19 protein-coding genes are annotated in these 18,919 nt (G+C 55.6%); 7 read left to right on the forward strand and 12 right to left on the reverse strand.

Annotated elements, in window-relative coordinates; genetic code table 11:
• The first annotated feature begins 101 nt into the window (after positions 1–101).
• On the forward strand, positions 102–848 hold the full coding sequence (locus tag A4E19_10055) for a hypothetical protein (GenBank protein OQW30251.1): 747 nt from the start codon (positions 102–104) through the stop codon (positions 846–848).
• A gap of 54 nt (positions 849–902) precedes the next feature.
• Here the strand turns inward: A4E19_10055 and A4E19_10060 are convergent, their stop codons facing one another.
• The 4 genes from A4E19_10060 to A4E19_10075 are packed head-to-tail and all read right to left on the reverse strand — an operon-like array spanning position 903 to position 4,860.
• Positions 903–1,673, reverse strand: coding sequence for a hypothetical protein (locus A4E19_10060; protein OQW30252.1), 771 nt, complete (start codon positions 1,671–1,673; stop codon positions 903–905).
• A 60-nt stretch (positions 1,674–1,733) separates the two neighbouring features.
• The gene (locus tag A4E19_10065; GenBank protein ID OQW30253.1) at positions 1,734–3,062 is read right to left on the reverse strand and encodes a hypothetical protein; all 1,329 of its coding nucleotides are present in this window, start codon (positions 3,060–3,062) and stop codon (positions 1,734–1,736) included.
• A 4-nt stretch (positions 3,063–3,066) separates the two neighbouring features.
• Entirely contained in the window at positions 3,067–3,855 is a 789-nt protein-coding gene (locus tag A4E19_10070) for a hydroxymethylpyrimidine/phosphomethylpyrimidine kinase (protein ID OQW30347.1), read from the reverse strand.
• Positions 3,856–3,876: 21 nt separating this feature from the next.
• Positions 3,877–4,860, reverse strand: a complete 984-nt coding sequence (locus A4E19_10075; protein OQW30254.1) for a hypothetical protein — start codon at positions 4,858–4,860, stop codon at positions 3,877–3,879.
• Positions 4,861–4,862: 2 nt separating this feature from the next.
• On the opposite strand from A4E19_10075, the gene A4E19_10080 reads away from it, so the two are divergent.
• The 6 genes from A4E19_10080 (at position 4,863) to A4E19_10105 (ending at position 9,160) form a co-directional block, all read left to right on the forward strand.
• Positions 4,863–5,042, forward strand: coding sequence for a hypothetical protein (locus A4E19_10080; GenBank protein OQW30255.1), 180 nt, complete (start codon positions 4,863–4,865; stop codon positions 5,040–5,042).
• Positions 5,043–5,184: 142 nt separating this feature from the next.
• Positions 5,185–6,234 carry a hypothetical protein gene (locus A4E19_10085; protein OQW30256.1) on the forward strand — a complete coding sequence of 350 codons (1,050 nt, stop codon included), beginning with the start codon at positions 5,185–5,187 and terminating at the stop codon, positions 6,232–6,234.
• Entirely contained in the window at positions 6,231–6,878 is a 648-nt protein-coding gene (locus A4E19_10090; protein ID OQW30257.1) for a DNA-binding response regulator, read from the forward strand. The genes A4E19_10085 and A4E19_10090 overlap by 4 nt, the downstream gene beginning before the upstream one ends.
• 198 nt (positions 6,879–7,076) lie before the next feature.
• Complete coding sequence (locus tag A4E19_10095) at positions 7,077–7,907, forward strand: methane monooxygenase/ammonia monooxygenase subunit C (GenBank protein ID OQW30258.1); 831 nt, start codon at positions 7,077–7,079, stop codon at positions 7,905–7,907.
• Positions 7,908–7,985: 78 nt separating this feature from the next.
• Positions 7,986–8,495 (forward strand): hypothetical protein, encoded by a 510-nt coding sequence (locus A4E19_10100; protein ID OQW30259.1) that lies wholly within the window; start codon positions 7,986–7,988, stop codon positions 8,493–8,495.
• 86 nt (positions 8,496–8,581) lie between these two features.
• Positions 8,582–9,160, forward strand: a complete 579-nt coding sequence (locus A4E19_10105; protein ID OQW30260.1) for a hypothetical protein — start codon at positions 8,582–8,584, stop codon at positions 9,158–9,160.
• A gap of 40 nt (positions 9,161–9,200) precedes the next feature.
• On the opposite strand, the gene A4E19_10110 is transcribed toward A4E19_10105, so the two are convergent.
• The 8 genes from A4E19_10110 to A4E19_10145 all read right to left on the reverse strand — a co-directional run bounded on the left by A4E19_10110 (position 9,201) and on the right by A4E19_10145 (position 18,904).
• Positions 9,201–9,518: a hypothetical protein gene (locus A4E19_10110; protein ID OQW30261.1), complete on the reverse strand. Its 318-nt coding sequence runs from the start codon at positions 9,516–9,518 to the stop codon at positions 9,201–9,203.
• Complete coding sequence (locus A4E19_10115; protein ID OQW30262.1) at positions 9,518–10,363, reverse strand: hypothetical protein; 846 nt, start codon at positions 10,361–10,363, stop codon at positions 9,518–9,520. The genes A4E19_10110 and A4E19_10115 overlap by 1 nt, the downstream gene beginning before the upstream one ends.
• Before the next feature lie 67 nt (positions 10,364–10,430).
• Positions 10,431–12,035, reverse strand: a complete 1,605-nt coding sequence (locus A4E19_10120) for a hypothetical protein (GenBank protein OQW30263.1) — start codon at positions 12,033–12,035, stop codon at positions 10,431–10,433.
• 32 nt (positions 12,036–12,067) lie between these two features.
• Entirely contained in the window at positions 12,068–12,523 is a 456-nt protein-coding gene (locus tag A4E19_10125) for a two-component system response regulator (protein OQW30264.1), read from the reverse strand.
• Entirely contained in the window at positions 12,520–13,902 is a 1,383-nt protein-coding gene (locus A4E19_10130; protein ID OQW30265.1) for a hypothetical protein, read from the reverse strand. The genes A4E19_10125 and A4E19_10130 overlap by 4 nt, the downstream gene beginning before the upstream one ends.
• Before the next feature lie 228 nt (positions 13,903–14,130).
• Complete coding sequence (locus A4E19_10135; GenBank protein OQW30266.1) at positions 14,131–15,627, reverse strand: hypothetical protein; 1,497 nt, start codon at positions 15,625–15,627, stop codon at positions 14,131–14,133.
• Entirely contained in the window at positions 15,624–17,336 is a 1,713-nt protein-coding gene (locus tag A4E19_10140) for a hypothetical protein (protein ID OQW30267.1), read from the reverse strand. Before A4E19_10140 ends, A4E19_10135 begins: the two co-directional genes overlap by 4 nt.
• Positions 17,337–17,344: 8 nt before the next feature.
• Positions 17,345–18,904, reverse strand: a complete 1,560-nt coding sequence (locus tag A4E19_10145; protein ID OQW30268.1) for a hypothetical protein — start codon at positions 18,902–18,904, stop codon at positions 17,345–17,347.
• Positions 18,905–18,919: the final 15 nt, after the last annotated feature.

The raw sequence follows: 18,919 nt of genomic DNA on the forward strand, positions 1-18,919 counted from the left end.
ACCAAGCATGAAGCAGTCTCCTGGTAGCCGGCCACATAATTTGGCATAGTCGTCTTCACATGCAGATTCGAGTGTTGGGTTGCCACGGGGCGGACTGCCTCGTGGGTGGAACGGAGCGGTCGGTTCGTCAGGAGAGTTGCGGATTCCTTATCGATGACTCCGTCCTCCTTGATGCCGGAACGATCGGAGCACGGCTCACCTTGGCGGAACAGCAACGCGTCCGGTTCGTACTGCTCAGCCACCTTCATTTCGACCACATCAAGGGGCTCCCGACGTTGGTCGACAATCTCGCCGAAGAATTCACCGACCCGCTCATCGTGGCGGCCACTGAGCCGGTGATTCAAGGATTGATGGACCATGTGTTTAACGACAAGGTCTATCCGAACTTTTTCAAGGTGCCGGACAAGAAGCACGCGGTCTTGCAAGCGCTGGTTCTAGAACCGGGAAAACCCGTCACGCTCGGCCATCTCGAAGTCATTCCAATTCCAGTCAACCATACAGTCCCCACCGTGGGATACATCGTGAAGGACCGGGGAGCTGCCTTGCTCTATAGCGGAGATACGCATGAAACCGAGGAGATCTGGCATCTTGGCCGAACCACCCCCAACCTCAAGGCCGCCTTCATTGAATCATCCTTTCCCGACACGCTGGAAGGATTGGCCAAGAAATCAAAACACCTGACTCCGTCGCTGTTCTTCAAGGAGTTTCAAAAGCTCGGGCGTCCCGATCTGCCCGTTTACGCCTACCATATGAAGCCCGCTTTCCAAACACAGATCGAAGCGGAAATCAGTCGGTTTGGTATCGAACGAATCTCGTTTCTTGAGGAGGGTCAGGTCATGGCAGTGTAGTCGCCCCGCCACCGGTAAGGTTCCTGCAGCGCCTGCTGAGAGGCGTCACTCGAACTACTGTTCAGCGAGATGGCCGACCAACCAGTCCGCTATCACGTTCGTCATTCGTTTAAAATCTTCCCCTTTCGTGAACTGATGGTCGGCGCCAGGCAACAGCTCGAGGTGTTTCTCGACCTGCAGCGCGTCGTACAGCTGCCGGCTTTGATGAAGCGGGACATGCTCGTCCTTGTCGCCTTGCACGATGACGGTCGGGGCTGCGATCGATCGTGCTGAGGCATAGGCGATCTGCCGGAGGGCGTCTTCATAAAACGCATAGCGAAGCGCGATTCGGTTGGGACCGCCCATGATGTTCGGAATCGTGTCGGTCTTCCGCCATCGTGCCATTTCTTCTTCGCCAAACTCCAGCCGCAGCTCCTCCGGAAAATCCACTACCGGACATTTCAAGGCAAGGCAGACTAAGTCCATCCGCTGTGAAGCGGTCAGAATCGAGACCAGACCGCCGAAGCTCGATCCCATCAGGCCGATGCGCCGATACCCTTTTTCGTTCATGAGATCGACCGCTCGATGTGCCTGTTCAACCGCCAAGCTGACGGTGATCTGATCGAACGGGCCTTCGCTGTCCCCTTGGCCGAAGAAGTCGAAGCGAAAGGTGGCGATGCCGTGGTCGATCAGCATGCGGGTCAAGGCATTGTTGGTCGAGCTGGTTTTCGACGATATAAATCCATGGCACAAAACGGCGAGCTTGTCCGTCCCTTCGTCGGGGACGGTCAAGATGGCGGAGACTCGATGACCGTGGGGATCGAGAAACGAGAATCGTTTTTCCACGCGGGGATTGTAGCAGAGTCCGCGACCGAGGTCAGGAAAGAAGGTCGGTCCGTCGGACGGTCAGGCCGTGAGTTTGAGTTCGTCGGTGGAGGTCTGTCCGCTCCGAAGCGAGTCCGGTTTATTGGTAAGCATCAAGGTCAGCTTGACTGCAAAGAGAATCAAGCCGGTCATGAGGAGGCCGAGACTGGTCCAGATGGCGATACGGATGTAGATGGAAGCCAGCGGCACATTCCACGTCAAGGCGGCCATGAGACCCAGTCCCATGGTTCCCAGACTGAGCGACGCGATTTGAACGGTGCTCCAATGGTTCATGATCGCGTGGAGTTGATCCAGATACAACCCGCGTTTCTTGGCATTGGGGACGCGGCCGGCGGCGATTGTGACGGGAATGAAATAGGAGCACGCGCCCATGACGGCGTTCATGATGAAGCCGACGAACGTCATATGGGTATAAGCGACCAGGTGCAACTTCCCGTACGGGAGGACGGGAGGATCCGAGAGGCGATTGACACCGACAAGCTCGCCCAGCGTGATGGTAAAGATGAGAAAGAAGGTGCTGATGAAGAGATGGTCCGAAGCTGCGCCGCCGGTCGGAGGGGAAGAGAGCCATGTTCGGACCACATTGCCGGTCCAGAGCAACCCGCCGATGAGTAGAATGCCGCCACCGGCCAGTTCGATCGGGACCGAAGAGTTCAGAAATCCACCGATTAAGACGGCCATGCCGATCGGCATCACGATCATGCCCAGGCGGGCAAGCCGGGGATGCATGTGCGGCCGGTTCCAGACTGTCGGCAGGAGATGCTGCACCATCCCGATGATGGCTACAACCACGAAACCGAGCACCGCCAGGTGAATATGCGCGAGCCGCGCATAGCCGTAGAAAGCCGGCACGAATCCGAGCGCCATGATTTCTCCGCAAACCGATGCGCCCACGAGGCAGAAGAGAGAGAGGGCGTAACACCAAGATTCGTTGAATGAGAGCCTCCAGGCACGGTTCGCTCGGATCCAAATGCCGTAGATGATGGAGATAAATGCGGCGATCACCACAGCACCGGCCACACCGATGACGATGTGCTGGTGCAACCAAAACCCCGTGAGCATTCCCACCACCCCGCCGTTCAGCGCCCAAAATGCGAGGGGATGGGAGTCCGGTTCTTTTCGATGTGCCGAACCAGGCGGAGGGGTAAGCATGATAAATCCGCCGAGAATGATCTGGGCGACACCGCCCACCAGGACCGCGTGGACATGGAGCGCCCCGACCCACGGCGGCAACGGGGTCCCCTGTACCAGTCCGACCAACGTCGCCACGCCGAGAATCGACGCAAGGATCAGCCAGCTGAGACCCGCGATGCAGAACGTGAGTGGGGGAATCCGTACGAGCATCGACATACGGTTATCGGTCGAGAAAATAAAAATGGTCCGTCGGCCCTTGTCCGTGGCCGATGGCCAAGCCATGCCGGATGGCTTCCGTCACATAGGACTTGGCGGCCTGCGCGGAGTCCAACACCGATCGCCCCCTTGCAAGATGAGCGGCCAGTGCGGAGGCGAAGGTACAGCCGGTGCCATGCGTATGGCGGGTTTCGATGAATTCCCCCTTCAAGACGTTGAAAAAACGTCCGTCATAGAGCAAGTCGGTCGCCCGCTCATTGAGTAAATGGCCGCCCTTGATCAAGACATGCTTGCATCCGAATCCATGAATCACTTTGGCCGCGCGCCGGGCATCGGCCAACGAGGCGATGTCAATTCCCGACAGTTGCTGTGCCTCATGCACGTTCGGTGTCACGACCAGGGCCAGAGGAAGCAACTGCGTCTTCACCGCCTCGATCGCGTCCGGCTGCAAGAGCGAATGACCGCTCTTCGAAATCATCACCGGATCCACGACCAGGTTCACCACGTTTTGAGGTTTCAACATCTTCACGATCACTTCGACAATGGCGGCCGAGGACAGCATTCCGGTCTTGACGGCGGCCACGTCGAAGTCGTCGAAGACGGCATCGATCTGCGAGGCGATGATGGCCGGAGGCAATTCGAGGACATCGGTCACTTCTTCCGTATTCTGAGCCGTGATCGCCGTGATGACGGACATGGCGAACACCCCGTTGGCGGACATGGATTTGATGTCCGCCTGGATCCCCGCGCCGCCGCCGGAATCCGAGCCGGCAATGGTGAGTACTTGTTTCAACGTTTTCGACATGACGATCCTTTATCTGTTGTCGTAGGGCGTTATTGTTTGCGGAGTTTCCGACGACGAGCCAGCCTTCAACCCCTCGATGGTGAAGGACGCGTCTCGTCTGGGCAACCTCTCACGAAAATGCAGCGTGAACTGAGTGGCTGCCGTCTCCGGTGAACCAGTGAACATGAGGACGGCGCGTTCTTTCCGGCGCGGGGAGAGTTCGAGTCCGCGGGCACACAGACCTTCTCGATTGTCCTCGATGCCCTGGTGCCACGTCGTTCCATGTTCGTCCGTCAGAACCGTGTCCTGCAAGTGACACAGCAGTTTCATGTCGCGGCGTGAGACGTTTTCGACGGTGAGGTCCATCTTGGCCCGGACGGTCTGCCGTTCGATCGACCTGACCACCAATTCATAGTACTCGTTCCGATGCGTCCCCACACCTGCCGGAGGGGGAGTTTCCAGAGGATTTTCAACTTTCAAGATCGGTTGCGGAGCCTCTTCCTTCTTAAAAAAGGAGTTCAAGGGGCCGGCTTTGGGCAGCATCCCGCGCGTGGCGCCGATCGGCTGGGCATCCGACGGATTGATGAGCCGTACCGTGACCTGTAGACCCTCGGGAGTTTCGGTGATCACTCCGCCCACCAATACATCGGCGCGGATCGCTTTGGCCGCACGTCGCAGGGCCTTCGCATGGGCCGAGTCCACCTGGTCCACACGCATCTTCTTCAGGGTCGAGTTCGTGAGCGTGCGATCGATCACCGTCATTTCACCGGATACCATGACCTGTGTCGCAAGTTCCTCGGCAAGGAACTGTCCGATCGGCGTCGGGCTCCCTTTGGAATCGGTGAAGTCCAAAAAGGCGAGCCGGTGTTTCTTGGCCTTGGCCGCCCCTTCAGTCACGCCGTCCGCCAATTGCTTGAGATCCTCTTCATAACTCGTCCCAGCCCGAGACGTTGCCGGATACAGGAAGAGAGTGGCGAGGCCGAGGAGCAGTACCGGAATTCCAATCATACGCATGAATGGATGTCATTATACTCGGGGCGACTTCACTGTCTAGCGGCCAGCAAAAATGGAGCGGGATCAAGACCGCTGTCCGGTATGGAGATCGTCAGTGTTCACCGCCTTACGACTCAGTGGAGGTGACCATTGCGGAGGCGTATGAAACCATGAACAACGGTAAGCTGCCTTTTGCGGGCTGATCAGTTTAGAAGACCGTAGTCTCTCTATACCTGTCCCTCCTTGATTGGACGACCCTGAAAGAGGATAATTTGAGTGGGAGGTCGGTCCATGCCTGTATCGCGAGCTAGAAGCTGGGTTCTTATCGGCAGTATCCATGTATTGATGGTCGGATTGCTGATCTTCCATTTCCCCACAGAAGTGGCGAAATCATTCTTGTCGCTGTTTCCACATCAACTATCGACGCCGTTTGAAGTTGAAAAAGCTCTCACGTCGGTGACAACGGAAAATATTACCACCATTTCACCTCAAGCTTCTGATGAACCTGTGTGGAGACCCTTAGTCACTCGGGTCTTCGGCATGGCGCTGATCGGACTGCCCATTTGGTACCTTTTACAACGCCGTGAACGCGAGGAGGAACTTCAGCGGCTCGACGAGGGCTGGGCTGCGCGCCTCCATGCCCGTAGCGAAGAACTTATGGCCGTCAAGAACGCACTCGTCAGCGAGGTGTCAAAACGGATGGATACCGAAGAATCGCTCGAAGCGAACAGACGGGACCTTCGACTGCTTGCCTCGCAGCTGCTTCGCCTTCAGGAGGAGGAGAGACGGCGGATTTCTCGGGATCTGCATGACGACATCAATCAACGCCTGGCGCTCTTGTCCATCGACATTGAAATGTTGGAGCAGCAGCTCTCGGACGCTCCTATCGGTACTGTCCGAACGATACATACGATTCAGAACCGTATCGTCGAGCTCTCCGAAGATGTTCGCCGCCTGGCCCATCAGTTTCACCCGTCCGTCCTTGATGATCTGGGTTTATCCATCGCGCTTCGGCGCCTCGTCGACGACTTTCAGACCCGCACCGGTATCGACGCCCAGTTCATAGGAAAGGATATACCACAACACTTGGCGCAAAGCCTCGTCACCTGCTTGTACCGCGTCGCACAAGAAGGCTTGGCGAATATTTCTCGTCATGCCAAGGCCAAGAACGTCCGCGTCGACCTTCGACGAGTGGAAAACGGCCTTCAGCTTATGGTGAGCGACGATGGAGTGGGATTCGACGTAAATCGTGACGGCGGCCGGCGAGGAAGCCTCGGTTTGTTGAGCATGAAGGAACGCGTCTCCTTGGTTGCTGGGTCCTTCGATATACAGTCGACACTGGGGCAGGGAACACGTATCTGTGCCTGGGTGCCGTTCAAACAGGAGCGTGCATGAGCAAGCCCCGCGTACTCTTGGCGGACGACCATGCTTTAGTGCTGGAAGGGTTCAAAAAGCTGCTGGAAGAACATTGTCAGATCGTAGGTTCCGCGGAGGACGGTCGGTCTTTGCTGGATGCGGCGAAACGATTGCGGCCGGACCTCGTAGTCTTGGATATTTCGATGCCCAGACTGAACGGCCTTGATGCGGCCCGTCGTTTGCGAAAGATGCTCCCTCAGGCTCGTTTGATTTTTGTGACTGTCCATGCAGATCAGGACTATGTCAATCAAGCCTTCAAGGCTGGGGCATCCGCCTACCTGCTGAAACGGTCGGCGGGGTCTGAGCTGTTACAGGCCATTGATGCGGTGATGAAGGGCAACTACTACGTCACCTCATTGATTGCAAAAAATCTTGTCCAATCAGCGATCTCCGACACTGAGCCGGACACTGACGGCGAGGGGCGCTTGCCGGTGCGACAGCGAGAAATCTTACAGCTCGTGGCCGAGGGGCTGACTCTCAAAGAAATCGCTTCAACGCTTGGTTTATCTCCCAAGACGGTCGAGTATCACAAGTCGAAGCTGATGGAACAGCTGGGTCTCCATACGACGGCTGAACTGACCAAATACGCCCTCGCCCACGGCCTCACTTCTTCATCCGAATAACCGATTCCATTTCCCTGCTTTCCTTGCCGTTCCATCCAGTGGAATTTCCTTACATCCTTTAGGCAAGTGCCTTATGGCACACGAAGCGGTGCTTTGTTAGATCTTAGACGGGTTGGCCGCTCTTTCAACGAAAGGAGGCATTGTTCACGGCGGCTAGGGGTTAGGGAAGGAGCATTGTCCGAAAAAGGGGGTCTAAGCATGGCATCACCTCAGACAGCAACAACACATGATAAGGGGTATGACATCTCGCAGTGGTACGATTCGAAGCCGGTGAAGATCGGCTGGTTGGCGATGTTAGGGATCGGGGTATTTTGGGTGCTGTATCAGCGGGCGTTCGGGTACTCGCACGGGTTGGATTCGATGACCCCGGAATTTGACTCGGTGTGGATGGGGCTGTGGCGGTTTAACATCTTGGCCAATGCCGTCTTCTTTGCCGTGACCATCGGGTGGATCTGGGTGACGCGGGATCGGAACCTGGCGAACCTGGACCACAAGCTGGAGCTGAAGCGGTACTTTTACTGGATGGGGTGGTTGGTGTGTTACATCTGGGGGGTGTACTACGCGGGCAGCTACACACTGGAGCAGGATGCGGCGTGGCATCAAGTGATCATCCGGGACACGAGCTTCACGGCGAGCCACATCGTGGCGTTCTACGGGACGTTCCCGCTGTACATCACGTGCGGGGTGGCGAGCTATCTGTATGCACAGACGCGGTTGCCGCTGTATAGCCAAGCGACCTCGTTCGCTTTAGTCGCGGCGATAGTGGGGCCGATGTTCATTCTGCCGAATGTCGGACTCAACGAGTGGGGCCATGCGTTCTGGTTCGTGGATGAGCTGTTCAGTGCCCCGTTGCACTGGGGCTTTGTGACGTTGGGCTGGTGCGGGTTGTTCGGGGCGGCCGGGGGCGTGGCGGCGCAGATCGTGAGCCGGATGTCGAACTTGGCGGACGTGATCTGGAACAATGCGCCGAAGAGCATCCTGGATCCGTTCCCCAGCCAGGTGGGCCCGGGGTCGAAGACGGTCTACTAAAGCGACCCGCAAGCGGGTTAGGACGGCCCGGAACTCCCGTGGAGAGAGTTCCGGGCCCAACTATGTCTCGGAGGATTCATGAAGACGGAGAAGCGAGGCGTCATTTTGGTCGGTCACGGCGGCATTCCGAAGGGATGCCCACAGGAACTCGTCACCAAGTTAAAACGATTGGAAGCACAACGGCGTGCGGCAAAGCTTCCTCCATCCGCGGAGGAGCTCGACCTTGATACCAAGATCCGCCAATGGCCGAGAACCGCCGAAACGGATCCCTACCAAGCCGGTCTTGAAACAGTAGCGGCGCGCCTTAGGCCTCAACTCGACGGCGCCCTCTTTGCCGTCGCGTACAACGAATTTTGTGCTCCGACATTGGAGGCATCCGTCGAATCGCTGATCAAGCAAGGAGCGACGCACATTACCGTGACAACAACGATGTTTACACCAGGCGGGTCCCATTCGGAAGTGGAGATTCCAGAAATTCTCGATCATCTGCGGCCGAAGTACCCAGATGTCACCCTCCGTTACGCCTGGCCATTCGATCTTGAGCTGGTGGCGAACACACTAGCTGAGCAAATCCGACGGTTTTCCTAATCCATTCGGCATGAAAAGACATGTCATAGGCTGGCCACCCGGTGTAGAATGCAGGCCAGCAGCGGTCACTGCCTGATGGAGGAAGAATGGCCACACTTCAGGAGCAACTGGCACAAGCATTTCACGAGACGCAGTCGTTCAAATGGAATCGTGACAAGGGATTCAAGCTCGCATCCGGCGAGATCAGCCCTTTCTATGTCGATTGCCGTGCCCTCATGGCCCATCCGGAAGCACGTCGTCTCGTCGCCCGACTGGCCTATGACGCTTGCACTGACATTGAATTCGATTGTCTGGGCGGCCTCGAACTCGGAGCCATCCCGATTGCCGTGACCATTTCCGATTTTGCCTGTGCCGCTTCCCATCAGCGTCTCTGGCGGACGTTCGTGGTACGTAAACAAGTGAAAGACCATGGATTGGGAAAACTGATCGAAGGCAGTATTCGCTCGGGCGATCGAGCGCTGATCGTGGACGACGTGCTGACAAGTGGTGGGTCGCTGCTGAAAGCTGTGGGAGTTGCACGAGAGGTCGGGCTTCTGGTGGATCATGCATTAGTGATCGTGGACCGCCAGGAACAGGATGGGAGAGCACGAGTGGAAAGGGAAAAAGTGCGACTGATCAGTCTCTTAACCATCGACGATCTCATGGCGACGATGAAGAAGTCTTAGACATCACTCAGATTGATTGGGCATTCCACTTCGGTTCATTTTAGTTGCACTCAAACTGGATCCCCCACCGGCGCTCCTCTACCATTTCCTGCGCTCCATCAAGCGGACTCACGACTCGAGTCCGCCCCTTGGTTTCTCCCTCACGAACAATGTCGTAGGACCTGCCGCTGCACTTCTCCTTCATGAGATCCATGGCGTCCTTGCGGAAAGCTGAAAGCATAGGGCCTTGTCCATCCTTAAACGGATAAATGACGACCCCACCCCTGTCGTGTTGCTGAACGATCTTCGCCCCGTCAGCGCAGCCCTCCGTCATCAGGCAGATCGCTGCAACTGCAATTTTCCGCCACGATCGGCTCATTACCTTGGGCTGGCTCCGATCACGGTAGGCAATGGAATATGAGTGCCGCTCCCGCCGAGCAGACTCTTCCAGGAAGCATGTTCTTGTCTGCGTATGTCTTTTTCCCATAACGCCTCCAAAATGCGGACATCCGAGGACGACCCGCCGTCCATTGCCATCGCTTGGCGCACAGCAGGGAACGCATCTTTGAAACATTGACCCATGTCGTAGAGACGGACGACGCCGAGGCTCTTGAAGAGAAGAATGTGTCCGGCCACAGTTTCGGCGACAATCGTCTGATAGGCATGTTTGCCGCTCTCGCGGACGCGGATCTTGCCTGCCAGATCTAAAAGCATCAATGCCTGTGCCGCTTCACGATAGTGAGGTTGCTCTTCGTCAAAACTCTCCGCATTGAGATCGAGGATCCGCGCCTTCTTCAACCCAGAGGCAATGGGTTCGGCTACAAACAACCCCTGCCAGGATGCGTGACGTCGACTTCCTAATGAACGTCCGTCCTTGTACAGAAGACCCAGATACGCAAAGTTCTCGCGGAACAATCCGGCGTTAAATAGCACATGATGACCGGTCCGCTTCTGCCATTCATCGATTTTGGGAGGCGTGGAAAGTCCTTCTTGAGCGTAATGATGAACTGTGAACTTTGTATGTTCGGGATCCATTTCGATGACCAGTAAGGACGGCACGGTAGGACAAGCGTCGCCTGGATTCCACACCGAGACCGTCAGACCATCAGAAAGGCGCTCCCAGGAGATATCCTGGGCTGGACAGAGGTCGGGCAGGAGAATGCCGCATAGGAGGAGGAAGCGCACGGTCCGCCTGGTTCCTTCGAACCATCGGTCTCTATTCATGCCGGTCCCCGCCGATACCCGATCATTCACCGCGAGCAGACAAGTGAGGACGGCACACGGTTCAGGATCACTTGGCTCCTCGTGACTGTTCAACGGCCTCCGGTTGTTGATGGACTCTCGATCGATTTGTCGGTTTCATGTTCAAGAGCTCGCGCACACAACTTGCCAATGCTTCCGGTGTAAACGGCTTTTGCAGATAGGCACTGGCAGGGTCGCCGTTTCCGATACCAAGATCATCCGCATATCCTGAAATAAAGAGAAGCTTCAATTCCGGTTTAATCACGCGTAGATGCCTCGCCAGCTCAGTCCCGCTCATCCCCGGCATCACGATGTCCGTAAGTAACAGTTTAAGCTTCCCGATATGAGGAGTCGCCACCAGACAGGCTTCTACCCCGTTCCTTGCTTCGATGATGCGATATCCGAGCTTACGAAGTTCGTCACGAATCAGCGTACGGACATCCTCATCATCTTCTACAAGGAGAATGGTTTCATGACCCTCCACTGGTTGCAACGTTATGTTCTCATCCGTCGCTGCTTCAATCTCGCTGACAACGTGCGGGAGGTACACATCGAACCGCGTTCCGACTCCTATCTCGCTGATCACATCCAATGCTCCAGCGGCCTCGGTGACGATACCGAACACAGTCGATAGCCCAAGCCCTGTTCCCTTTCCTTCCTCCTTGGTCGTAAAGAAGGGGGCGAAAATATGCTCTTGTACCTCCGAGGACATTCCACAACCCGTGTCGGACACCGATAGCCTCACGTACTCTCCTCGCGGAACAGGACGCGCATGGTATCTGGGCGTGTGAGTGAGCACAGCCCAAGCGGTTTCGATCGTGAGCTTGCCGCCGTTGGGCATCGCATCCCTGGCGTTGACGACGAGATTCATGACAATCTGTTCGATCAGAGCAGGATCCGCTTTGATTCGAAGATCGTCCACGCTCAGTTTTAGCGTGAGCTGAATGTCCGATCCGATCAGCCTTCGGAGCATGGTTTCCACGTTACTGAGAGTGGCATTCAAGCTCACAACTTTCGCTCCGGAAGGCTGTTTTCTGCTGAACGTGAGCAATTGGCGTATCAGGACCCTCGCTCGATCCCCAGCCTTCTGCATTTCTTCGACCCTGCTTCTCAGCGGATGATCCGGACCCATTTCACTCAGCAGCACCTGACTATGGCCCATGATGACCGTTAACAGGTTATTGAAATCGTGTGCGAGCCCACCCGCCAGACGACCGACCGCTTCCAGCTTTTGAAGTTGCCGAAGTTGCATTTCACTTTGCAGAAGCGCTTCCTCCGCCTGCCTCCGTGCCGCCCGTGCTTGTTGTTCTCCCAGTACCCGCCGCACCGATGGGGCAAGTCGACCAATTCCTTCTTTAGAAATGCAATCCGTCGCACCGCGCCGCACTTGCTCTACGCACTGTGTTTCCGTAAGCCCAGCCGTGACAAAGATAAACGGTATGTCCGGAGACAACTGGCGGGCCAGCTCCAGAGCGCCGCCTTCATCAAACTGAGGAAGGTCGAATTCGGCTAAGACCAGGTCCACCGAGCCATCGTTCAAGGCCGCCGTAAAGGCACGGCGCGTCTCTACACGTCGTATCACACAAGGAAGACCCTCATCCGTCAACAGCGCTTCTATGTGATCGGCATCCTGTAGGCTAGCTTCGAGATGCATTACTCGTAGCGGAGTCGTCATGGCATGGCGGGTCAATTTGTGGGACGACAGCTTTCAGGAGGAGGTTCATTGACGAGTCCCCAGAACGTTCCCAACTCCTTGACGGCGGACAAGAATTTATGAAACTCCACGGGCTTGACGACATAGGCATTCGCCCCCAGCGCATAGCTCTCGGTAAGGTCTCGTTCTTCTCGCGACGAGGTCAGCATGACGACGGGAATGGGACGAAGATTGACGTCCGCCTTGATCGTCCGCAAGACTTCAAGTCCGTTTACTTTCGGCATCTTCAGATCAAGGAACACCACGGCAGGGTTTCCTCTCAAGCGTGACTTGAATTGTCCGCGGCAATACAAATAGTCCAACACTTCGGCTCCGTCACGGCACAAGACGACTTTGTCGGAGATGTGCTCAGCCTCCATCGCCGCCAAAGCCAGTTCGGCGTCCCGCGGGTTATCCTCGGCGAGGAGGATCGGTTTGGCTGCTGTCATGCGTCAAGCCTCCTTCCCGGGAGCAGTATATAGAATGTCGCGCCCTTGTCCGGCGCACCTTCCGCCCAGGTCCGTCCACCGTGGCGATGAACGATCCGACGAACGTTGGCCAAGCCAATACCGGTTCCTTCGAATTCGTCGGAACGATGTAATCGCTGGAACACTCCGAACAGTTTAGGGGCGTATTGCATATCGAACCCTACGCCATTATCACGGACGAAAACGATGACTTCTGTAGAGCTGGGATGTTCCACGCCGATTTCAATCGTGGCCATAGGCCTCGTGCTCGTAAATTTCACGGCATTGGAGATTATATTCATAAATACCTGTCGGAGCATGGCCGGATCACCCTGTACTTCAGGCAGTGACGCGATTGTCCATGATATTGCCCGTCCTTGCAAGTCCAAGCGGAGATCGGAAAGGATATTTTTGATCAATTGATCCAGATGGACGGTTGTGTGAAGCATCTCTTGTCGACCCATGCGAGAAAACACCAGTAAGTCATCGATCAGCTGCCCCATTTGTTTGGCGGAGTCGGAAATCGTCTGCAAATACCGAGCAGCTTTGTCGTTCAGGGATTGCTCGACCGACTTCCGCAAGAGCGAGGCATAGCCGTCGATGTGACGCAATGGCGCGCGTAGGTCGTGAGAAACCGAATAGCTGAACGCTTCCAGTTCCTTGTTCGCCGCCTCCAGGAGCTCTCCTCGGCGTTGTAGCTCTCCGGCGACACGTCGCCGTTCCGTGATGTCGTGTCGAATGAGGTAGTACACCCATGCCAAGAGAACCAGTTGCAACAATGCACCGATGCCGAGGAGGATAATGGTATTCCTAGTCCCGGCGGCCGATTCCACGATGCGTCGTGCGACGGCTTGCCGCTCATGCCAATCCATTTCCCCAATGATGTGATGAATGACCCCGAGCTCGCGCTTTCCAGCTCCTTCGAAGGCCATTTTTTTCACGGCTTGGAAGCCCCCCTCCTGGAACTGGGCGATGGCTTTTGATTCGGCATTCAGTTGCCGATCCATCATCCGATCGAGGAGTCTGACCCGTTGCTGTTGCTCGGCCGACTCATGGACCAAATTTTCGAGATACCCCACGAATGCCGGCCTTTGCTTCATGACCCTCTTGTGGGCCTCCAAGTACGACTCTTCTCCCGTCACCAGGTAGCGTCGATGCGCATCCTCGGCTTCGCTCATCGCGGCATCGATCGTATTCAGAAGTTGAATGAGATCGTGGCTACGGCCATCCAACCCACGATTGGTAAGCAGGATGTTCATGTTTTGATAGGATATCGCGCTGACGATAAGGATCCCGACGAACACCAGGCTGAAACCGGCCAAAACACGTTGCTCGATGGTCAGCTTCTGAAACCATGCCACTGAAGCATGCCAGACACTTGATGAACCTGCGGGAGCTGCTGCTGGCGATGCAGACCTCTCAGCCGCTAGGAGAGGAGCTGGTGAGTCATGATTGGAGGCTGATTCCATCGATCAAGACGACTGGCATCACGATACCGCAGTGATCGTACGGAAGCCATACAACGAAGTCTGTTCTCGCGTAAAGTCATGATGATTGTAGCAGAACTCTTGGACGGGGGAAGCAGAAAACTAACTACCAAGCGGGGGCCCGGACGGAACGGCAACAGCCGAAGGACCGACAAAATTCGCAAACATGAGCGTCGCGTTGACTACCCAGTCCGTGAACGGTTGCGGATATATGCCGATCACCAACGTTCCGGCTAAACCGATATAGATCACGGTCTTCATTGCTCCCGAAATCGCGATAGGAGAGGGGTCCAGCGGCTCATTGATGTACATCTGTTTGACGACGATGAGGTAGTAGTACATCGATATCACGATGTTGATCAGTCCCACGGCGATCAGTACATAGAGCCCCTCTTTGATGGCCGCGACGAAGATGTAGAGTTTGCCGATAAACCCGGCCAGCGGCGGCACACCGGCCAGGGACAGGAGGAACAGCAACATCGAGAACGCCAGAAACGGTGACCGTCTGTTCAAACCACGGTAGTCTTCGATTTCGTCTCGCCCAATGGCTTGGCTGACCGCGATCACGACGGCGAAGGCTCCGATATTGGCGAACAGATAGGCGAGAAGATAGAACAGAATGGCATCGCTTCCCATTTTGGTGCCTGCCGCAAGCCCGATCAACACATTCCCTACTTGAGCAATGCCCGAATAGGCCAGCAACCGTTTGATGTTGCGTTGGGCAATGGCCACGATATTGGCGTAGGTCATCGATAAGATCGACACCGCCACCAATAAGGACACCCATAACGGCTTGAACGTGCCCAACGCCACCAGGAAAATGCGGAGCAAGATCGCAAAGGCCGCCGCTTTTGGGGCGATCGACAAAAAGGTCGTTATGGGAGTCGGAGCTCCGTGGTAGGTATCGGGAATCCAGGCGTGAAATGGGACGGCGCCGATTTTAAATCCCAGAGAAGCAAAGATCAGCAGAAAGCCGATGATTAAACCGGGTGTCGCCTGGGCCGTCGTCATGTCTGAAAAGACTAGCTTGCCGGTTTCTCCGTAGACGAGGCTAATCCCGTAGGCCAGTAACCCCGCGGCAAAGACGCCCAAGATAAAAAACTTGAGCCCGCCTTCGTTTGAAGCCAAATCATCACGCAGATACGACACCAGCACATAGAAGCCAAGCGTAGCAAACTCCAGGCTGACGAAGACCGACAATAGATCGTTGGCGGAGGCCATGAACATCATGCCGAGTGCCGCCATGACGACGAGACAGTAATATTCCCCTCGGAATAGCGTGAATCGATTGACGTACTCGATCGAAGCGAGGATGACGAGAATCGTCGCGGCTAGGATAAAGATTTTGAAAAAGATCGCCATGCGATCCAGCACGAACATGTTGCCGAAGAGGGTGCCGGAAATATGATTGAGGTCGAACCAGCCCAAACATCCGAGTGTGACTGCCAGACCGGCCACACTAAGATAGGCCAGTCGCTCCTTGGGGAGGCGCGGAAGAGAGAAATCGACGATGAGGACCACGCAAAGCCAGCAGGTCAGAACAATTTCCGGCAATAAGAGCAGAAGATCGGAGAAGGCGAGGTTCAGCGAGAATGTCATTCGCTCATCCTCCCTGAAACATCCGTAGGCAGGCGTGGGAGCTTGTTGGCGGCAATCGAAGCACCCTCCGGTGTTTCAAGGATGATGTCCTCCCGCCCCGTTCCTACCCCGTCATCGTCGGTTTGGGCAACAGGAACCACCTGCGTAATCCTCGCAACCAACGGATCCACCCCGGAACGAACCACTTCGTACAAATGCATCGGAAAAATCCCAAACCCGATGCTGATCGAAATCATGATCAATAAGGGCAGGCGATCGACCGGAGAAATCGCATCATGCGCATGACTGTACTTTTGATTCATCGGCCCGTAAAAAAGTCCGCGCATCATTTTGAACAGGTACGCCAAAGTCAGCACGATACCTAACATCGCAACAATGACTTGCAGAGGGTACTTGTTCCAACTGCCGACGATGATCATGATTTCCGCGATAAAATTCACCGTACCCGGCATCCCGATCGACGCCATACAAGCGACGATGAAACATGCTGAAATGAATGGCATTTTGTTCGAGAGACCGCCCAAGGAGGGGATGTCGCGCGTATGGGTCTGATCATAGACCCACCCAGCCATCGCGAAGAGCATGCCGGTCGCCATCGCATGGGCGAACATGTAGATGACGGCGCCGCTCAAGCTAATGTAATTCAACGCCGCCATACCGAGAAATACATAGCCCATGTGACTGGAACTGGAATAGCCGATCACGTATTTTGTGTCTTTGGCGTAAAACGCTACGAAGCCGCCGTAAATGATGCTGAACATGCAAAGAACGGCCGCGATCGGCATCAGCTCCCTGGTCGTTTCAGGGAGAATTTCGAAGGCCACCCGGATAATGGAAAAATGCCCCAGCTTCATCAAGACCCCCGCATGAAGCATGCTCGTGGCCGCAGGGGCGGCTGCATGGCCGACCGGAGACCACGAGTGCAGGGGCCATAGCGGAGCGATCGAGGCAAAACCGAAGAACACCAATACCCAGATGATCTTGTCCAGCGTTGTGCCAAGCATCGGGATATTCATGAGATTCGCCTGTTCACGCAACACCAGAATATCGAAGGTGTTCAGGCCGGAATATTTATAGATCAGGAGAATGCCCATGAGCGCAACGACGGCGAACGCGGACAGAAACAGCACCAGTTTCATCGCCGCATATTCTTTGCTGTTCGATCCAAAATTCAGGATGAAACCGACCGAGTCACGCAGTTTGAGCCCCTCGGGGTCGGTCATCTCCAAATACTTCTTGGTGTGGCTGCCCCACATGCCCAACAACAAATACATCGGAATGACGGACATCTCGTAGAAGAAATAGAGGAAGAACAAGTCGAGGGACATGAACACGCCGATCGTGGCGGCAGCCAAAATCAGCAGCCAGATGTAAAACTCCTTCGTCCGGTCCTTGATGTGCCACGAGACGAAGATGCCGGCGAACAGCAAGATCGTCGAGGCCAAAACGAGCGGGGTCCCGATTCCATCGACGCCGAGGTATAATGAAATGCCGAGCTGCCTGGACCACTCGAACTTTTGGACAAACTGGAATCCGCCCTTCACCGGATCGTATGCGTAAAAGAGATAGAGCGACGCGATCAGCGACACAAACGCCGCACTGGCGGCGACGCTTCGCACGAGCAATGGCTGTCGATTGGAGATAAAAATCAACGCCAAGGCCCCCGCAAACGGGGCAAACAGGATATAGAGCAGTGTGGACTCTCCCATTGCGCGACCTAATACCTTCTTCCGGATTGGCTGGCTTCGAGTGACACCCTGGTCTCCTGAGAAACTCGATCAACGAGTGCTTGAACGGATCCATTCATGATTCGTAAGAACGGCGATGGATAGAGCCCAATCCAGAGAATCATGATGGACAGTGACACGACAATGATCTTCTCGCGCGGTTGCAGGTCGCTCATCGTCCCCTTCACTGCAGCACCCAACGGACCCATCATTGAACGTTCGTAGTACCACAGAAAGTATGCAGCGCCGAAAATCACCCCCAGAACTGCAATGGCACCGAACCACCATTTGGCTTTGAACGCCCCCAGCAGGATGAGAAACTCGCCGACAAAACCGTTGGTGCCCGGAAGCCCGATCGACGCCAACCCGATAATGAGGAAGAAGGTCGCCAGAAGAGGAACTTGTTTCGCCATCCCTCCGAACGCGGACAACTGAGTCGTCTGCTGCCGAGAGTAGAGAAACCCGGCGATAAAGAAGAGCCCTGCGGTGCTGAAGCCCAGATTGATCATCGTCAGCAAGCCGCCCTGCAAACCTTGATAGTTCAGAGCGAACAATCCCACCACGACAAAGCCAAGATGGCTGACGCTGCTATAGGCCAACAACCGCCGAAAATCGGCTTGGACCAAAGCCATCCACGCTCCATAGAGAATCGCGCAGAGCCCGAGCACGATCACAACCATGACAACCGTTTCGCTTTTCGACGCATCCGGAAGCAGGGGAATACTGAAACGCATAAAACCGAACGTGCCTAGTTTCAAACCCGCCAAGACCACGGCCATTCCAATCGGCCCTTCCAACAGTGCATCCGGCAGCCACGTGTGGAAAGGGAACACCGGTGCTTTGAACGCAAACCCCAGGAACATCAGCCAAAAGATGACGAGTTGCTGGGAGACCGGAATCGGTACCGTCAAGAGGTCGAGTAGATCAAACGAGTAGGTTTGATCCGTGTGATGCAGCGAAGCCCATTGATGGTAATTGATATTCAGCAATGCGATGCCGACCAGCATGAAGACGCTGCCCAACAGCGTATAAATGACGAACTTCAGCGCGGCATAGTGACGCTCGGCGCCCCCTCCCCACAGCTTGATGAGGAAGTAGCTGGGAATCAGCATGAGTTCCCAGAACACGAAGAACAGGATCAAATCCAGCGACACGAAGACGCCCATCGTCGTCGTTTCGAGCGCCAACAGACACATCATGTAGAGTTTGACTTGATGTCGGATCGTGTCCCACGAGTAGACCACCACCAAGACCGTCAGAAAGGCCGTGAGCCCGACGAACAAGACGCTGATCCCATCGACGGCGAGGTGGTAGCTGATGCCTAACGCCGGAATCCATCGGACACGTTCAGTGAATTGCATGGCGGCCGTTTCCGGCACAAACCGCAGTAAGACAAACACCGCGAGGGCAAGCTCCACCAGCGCGATGGTGAGAGCTGAGGTCCGGACCATGTCTTCTTCGTCGAACAGCCACAATACGGCCGCCCCGACAACGGGGAGGAATAAAATACAGGACAGAATCGGGAATCCAGCTGTGAGTTCTTCGAGCATAACCGCAGTCCGGTC

It is taken from the genome of Nitrospira sp. SG-bin1, from assembly GCA_002083365.1.
Taxonomy (GTDB): Bacteria; Nitrospirota; Nitrospiria; order Nitrospirales; family Nitrospiraceae; genus Nitrospira_D.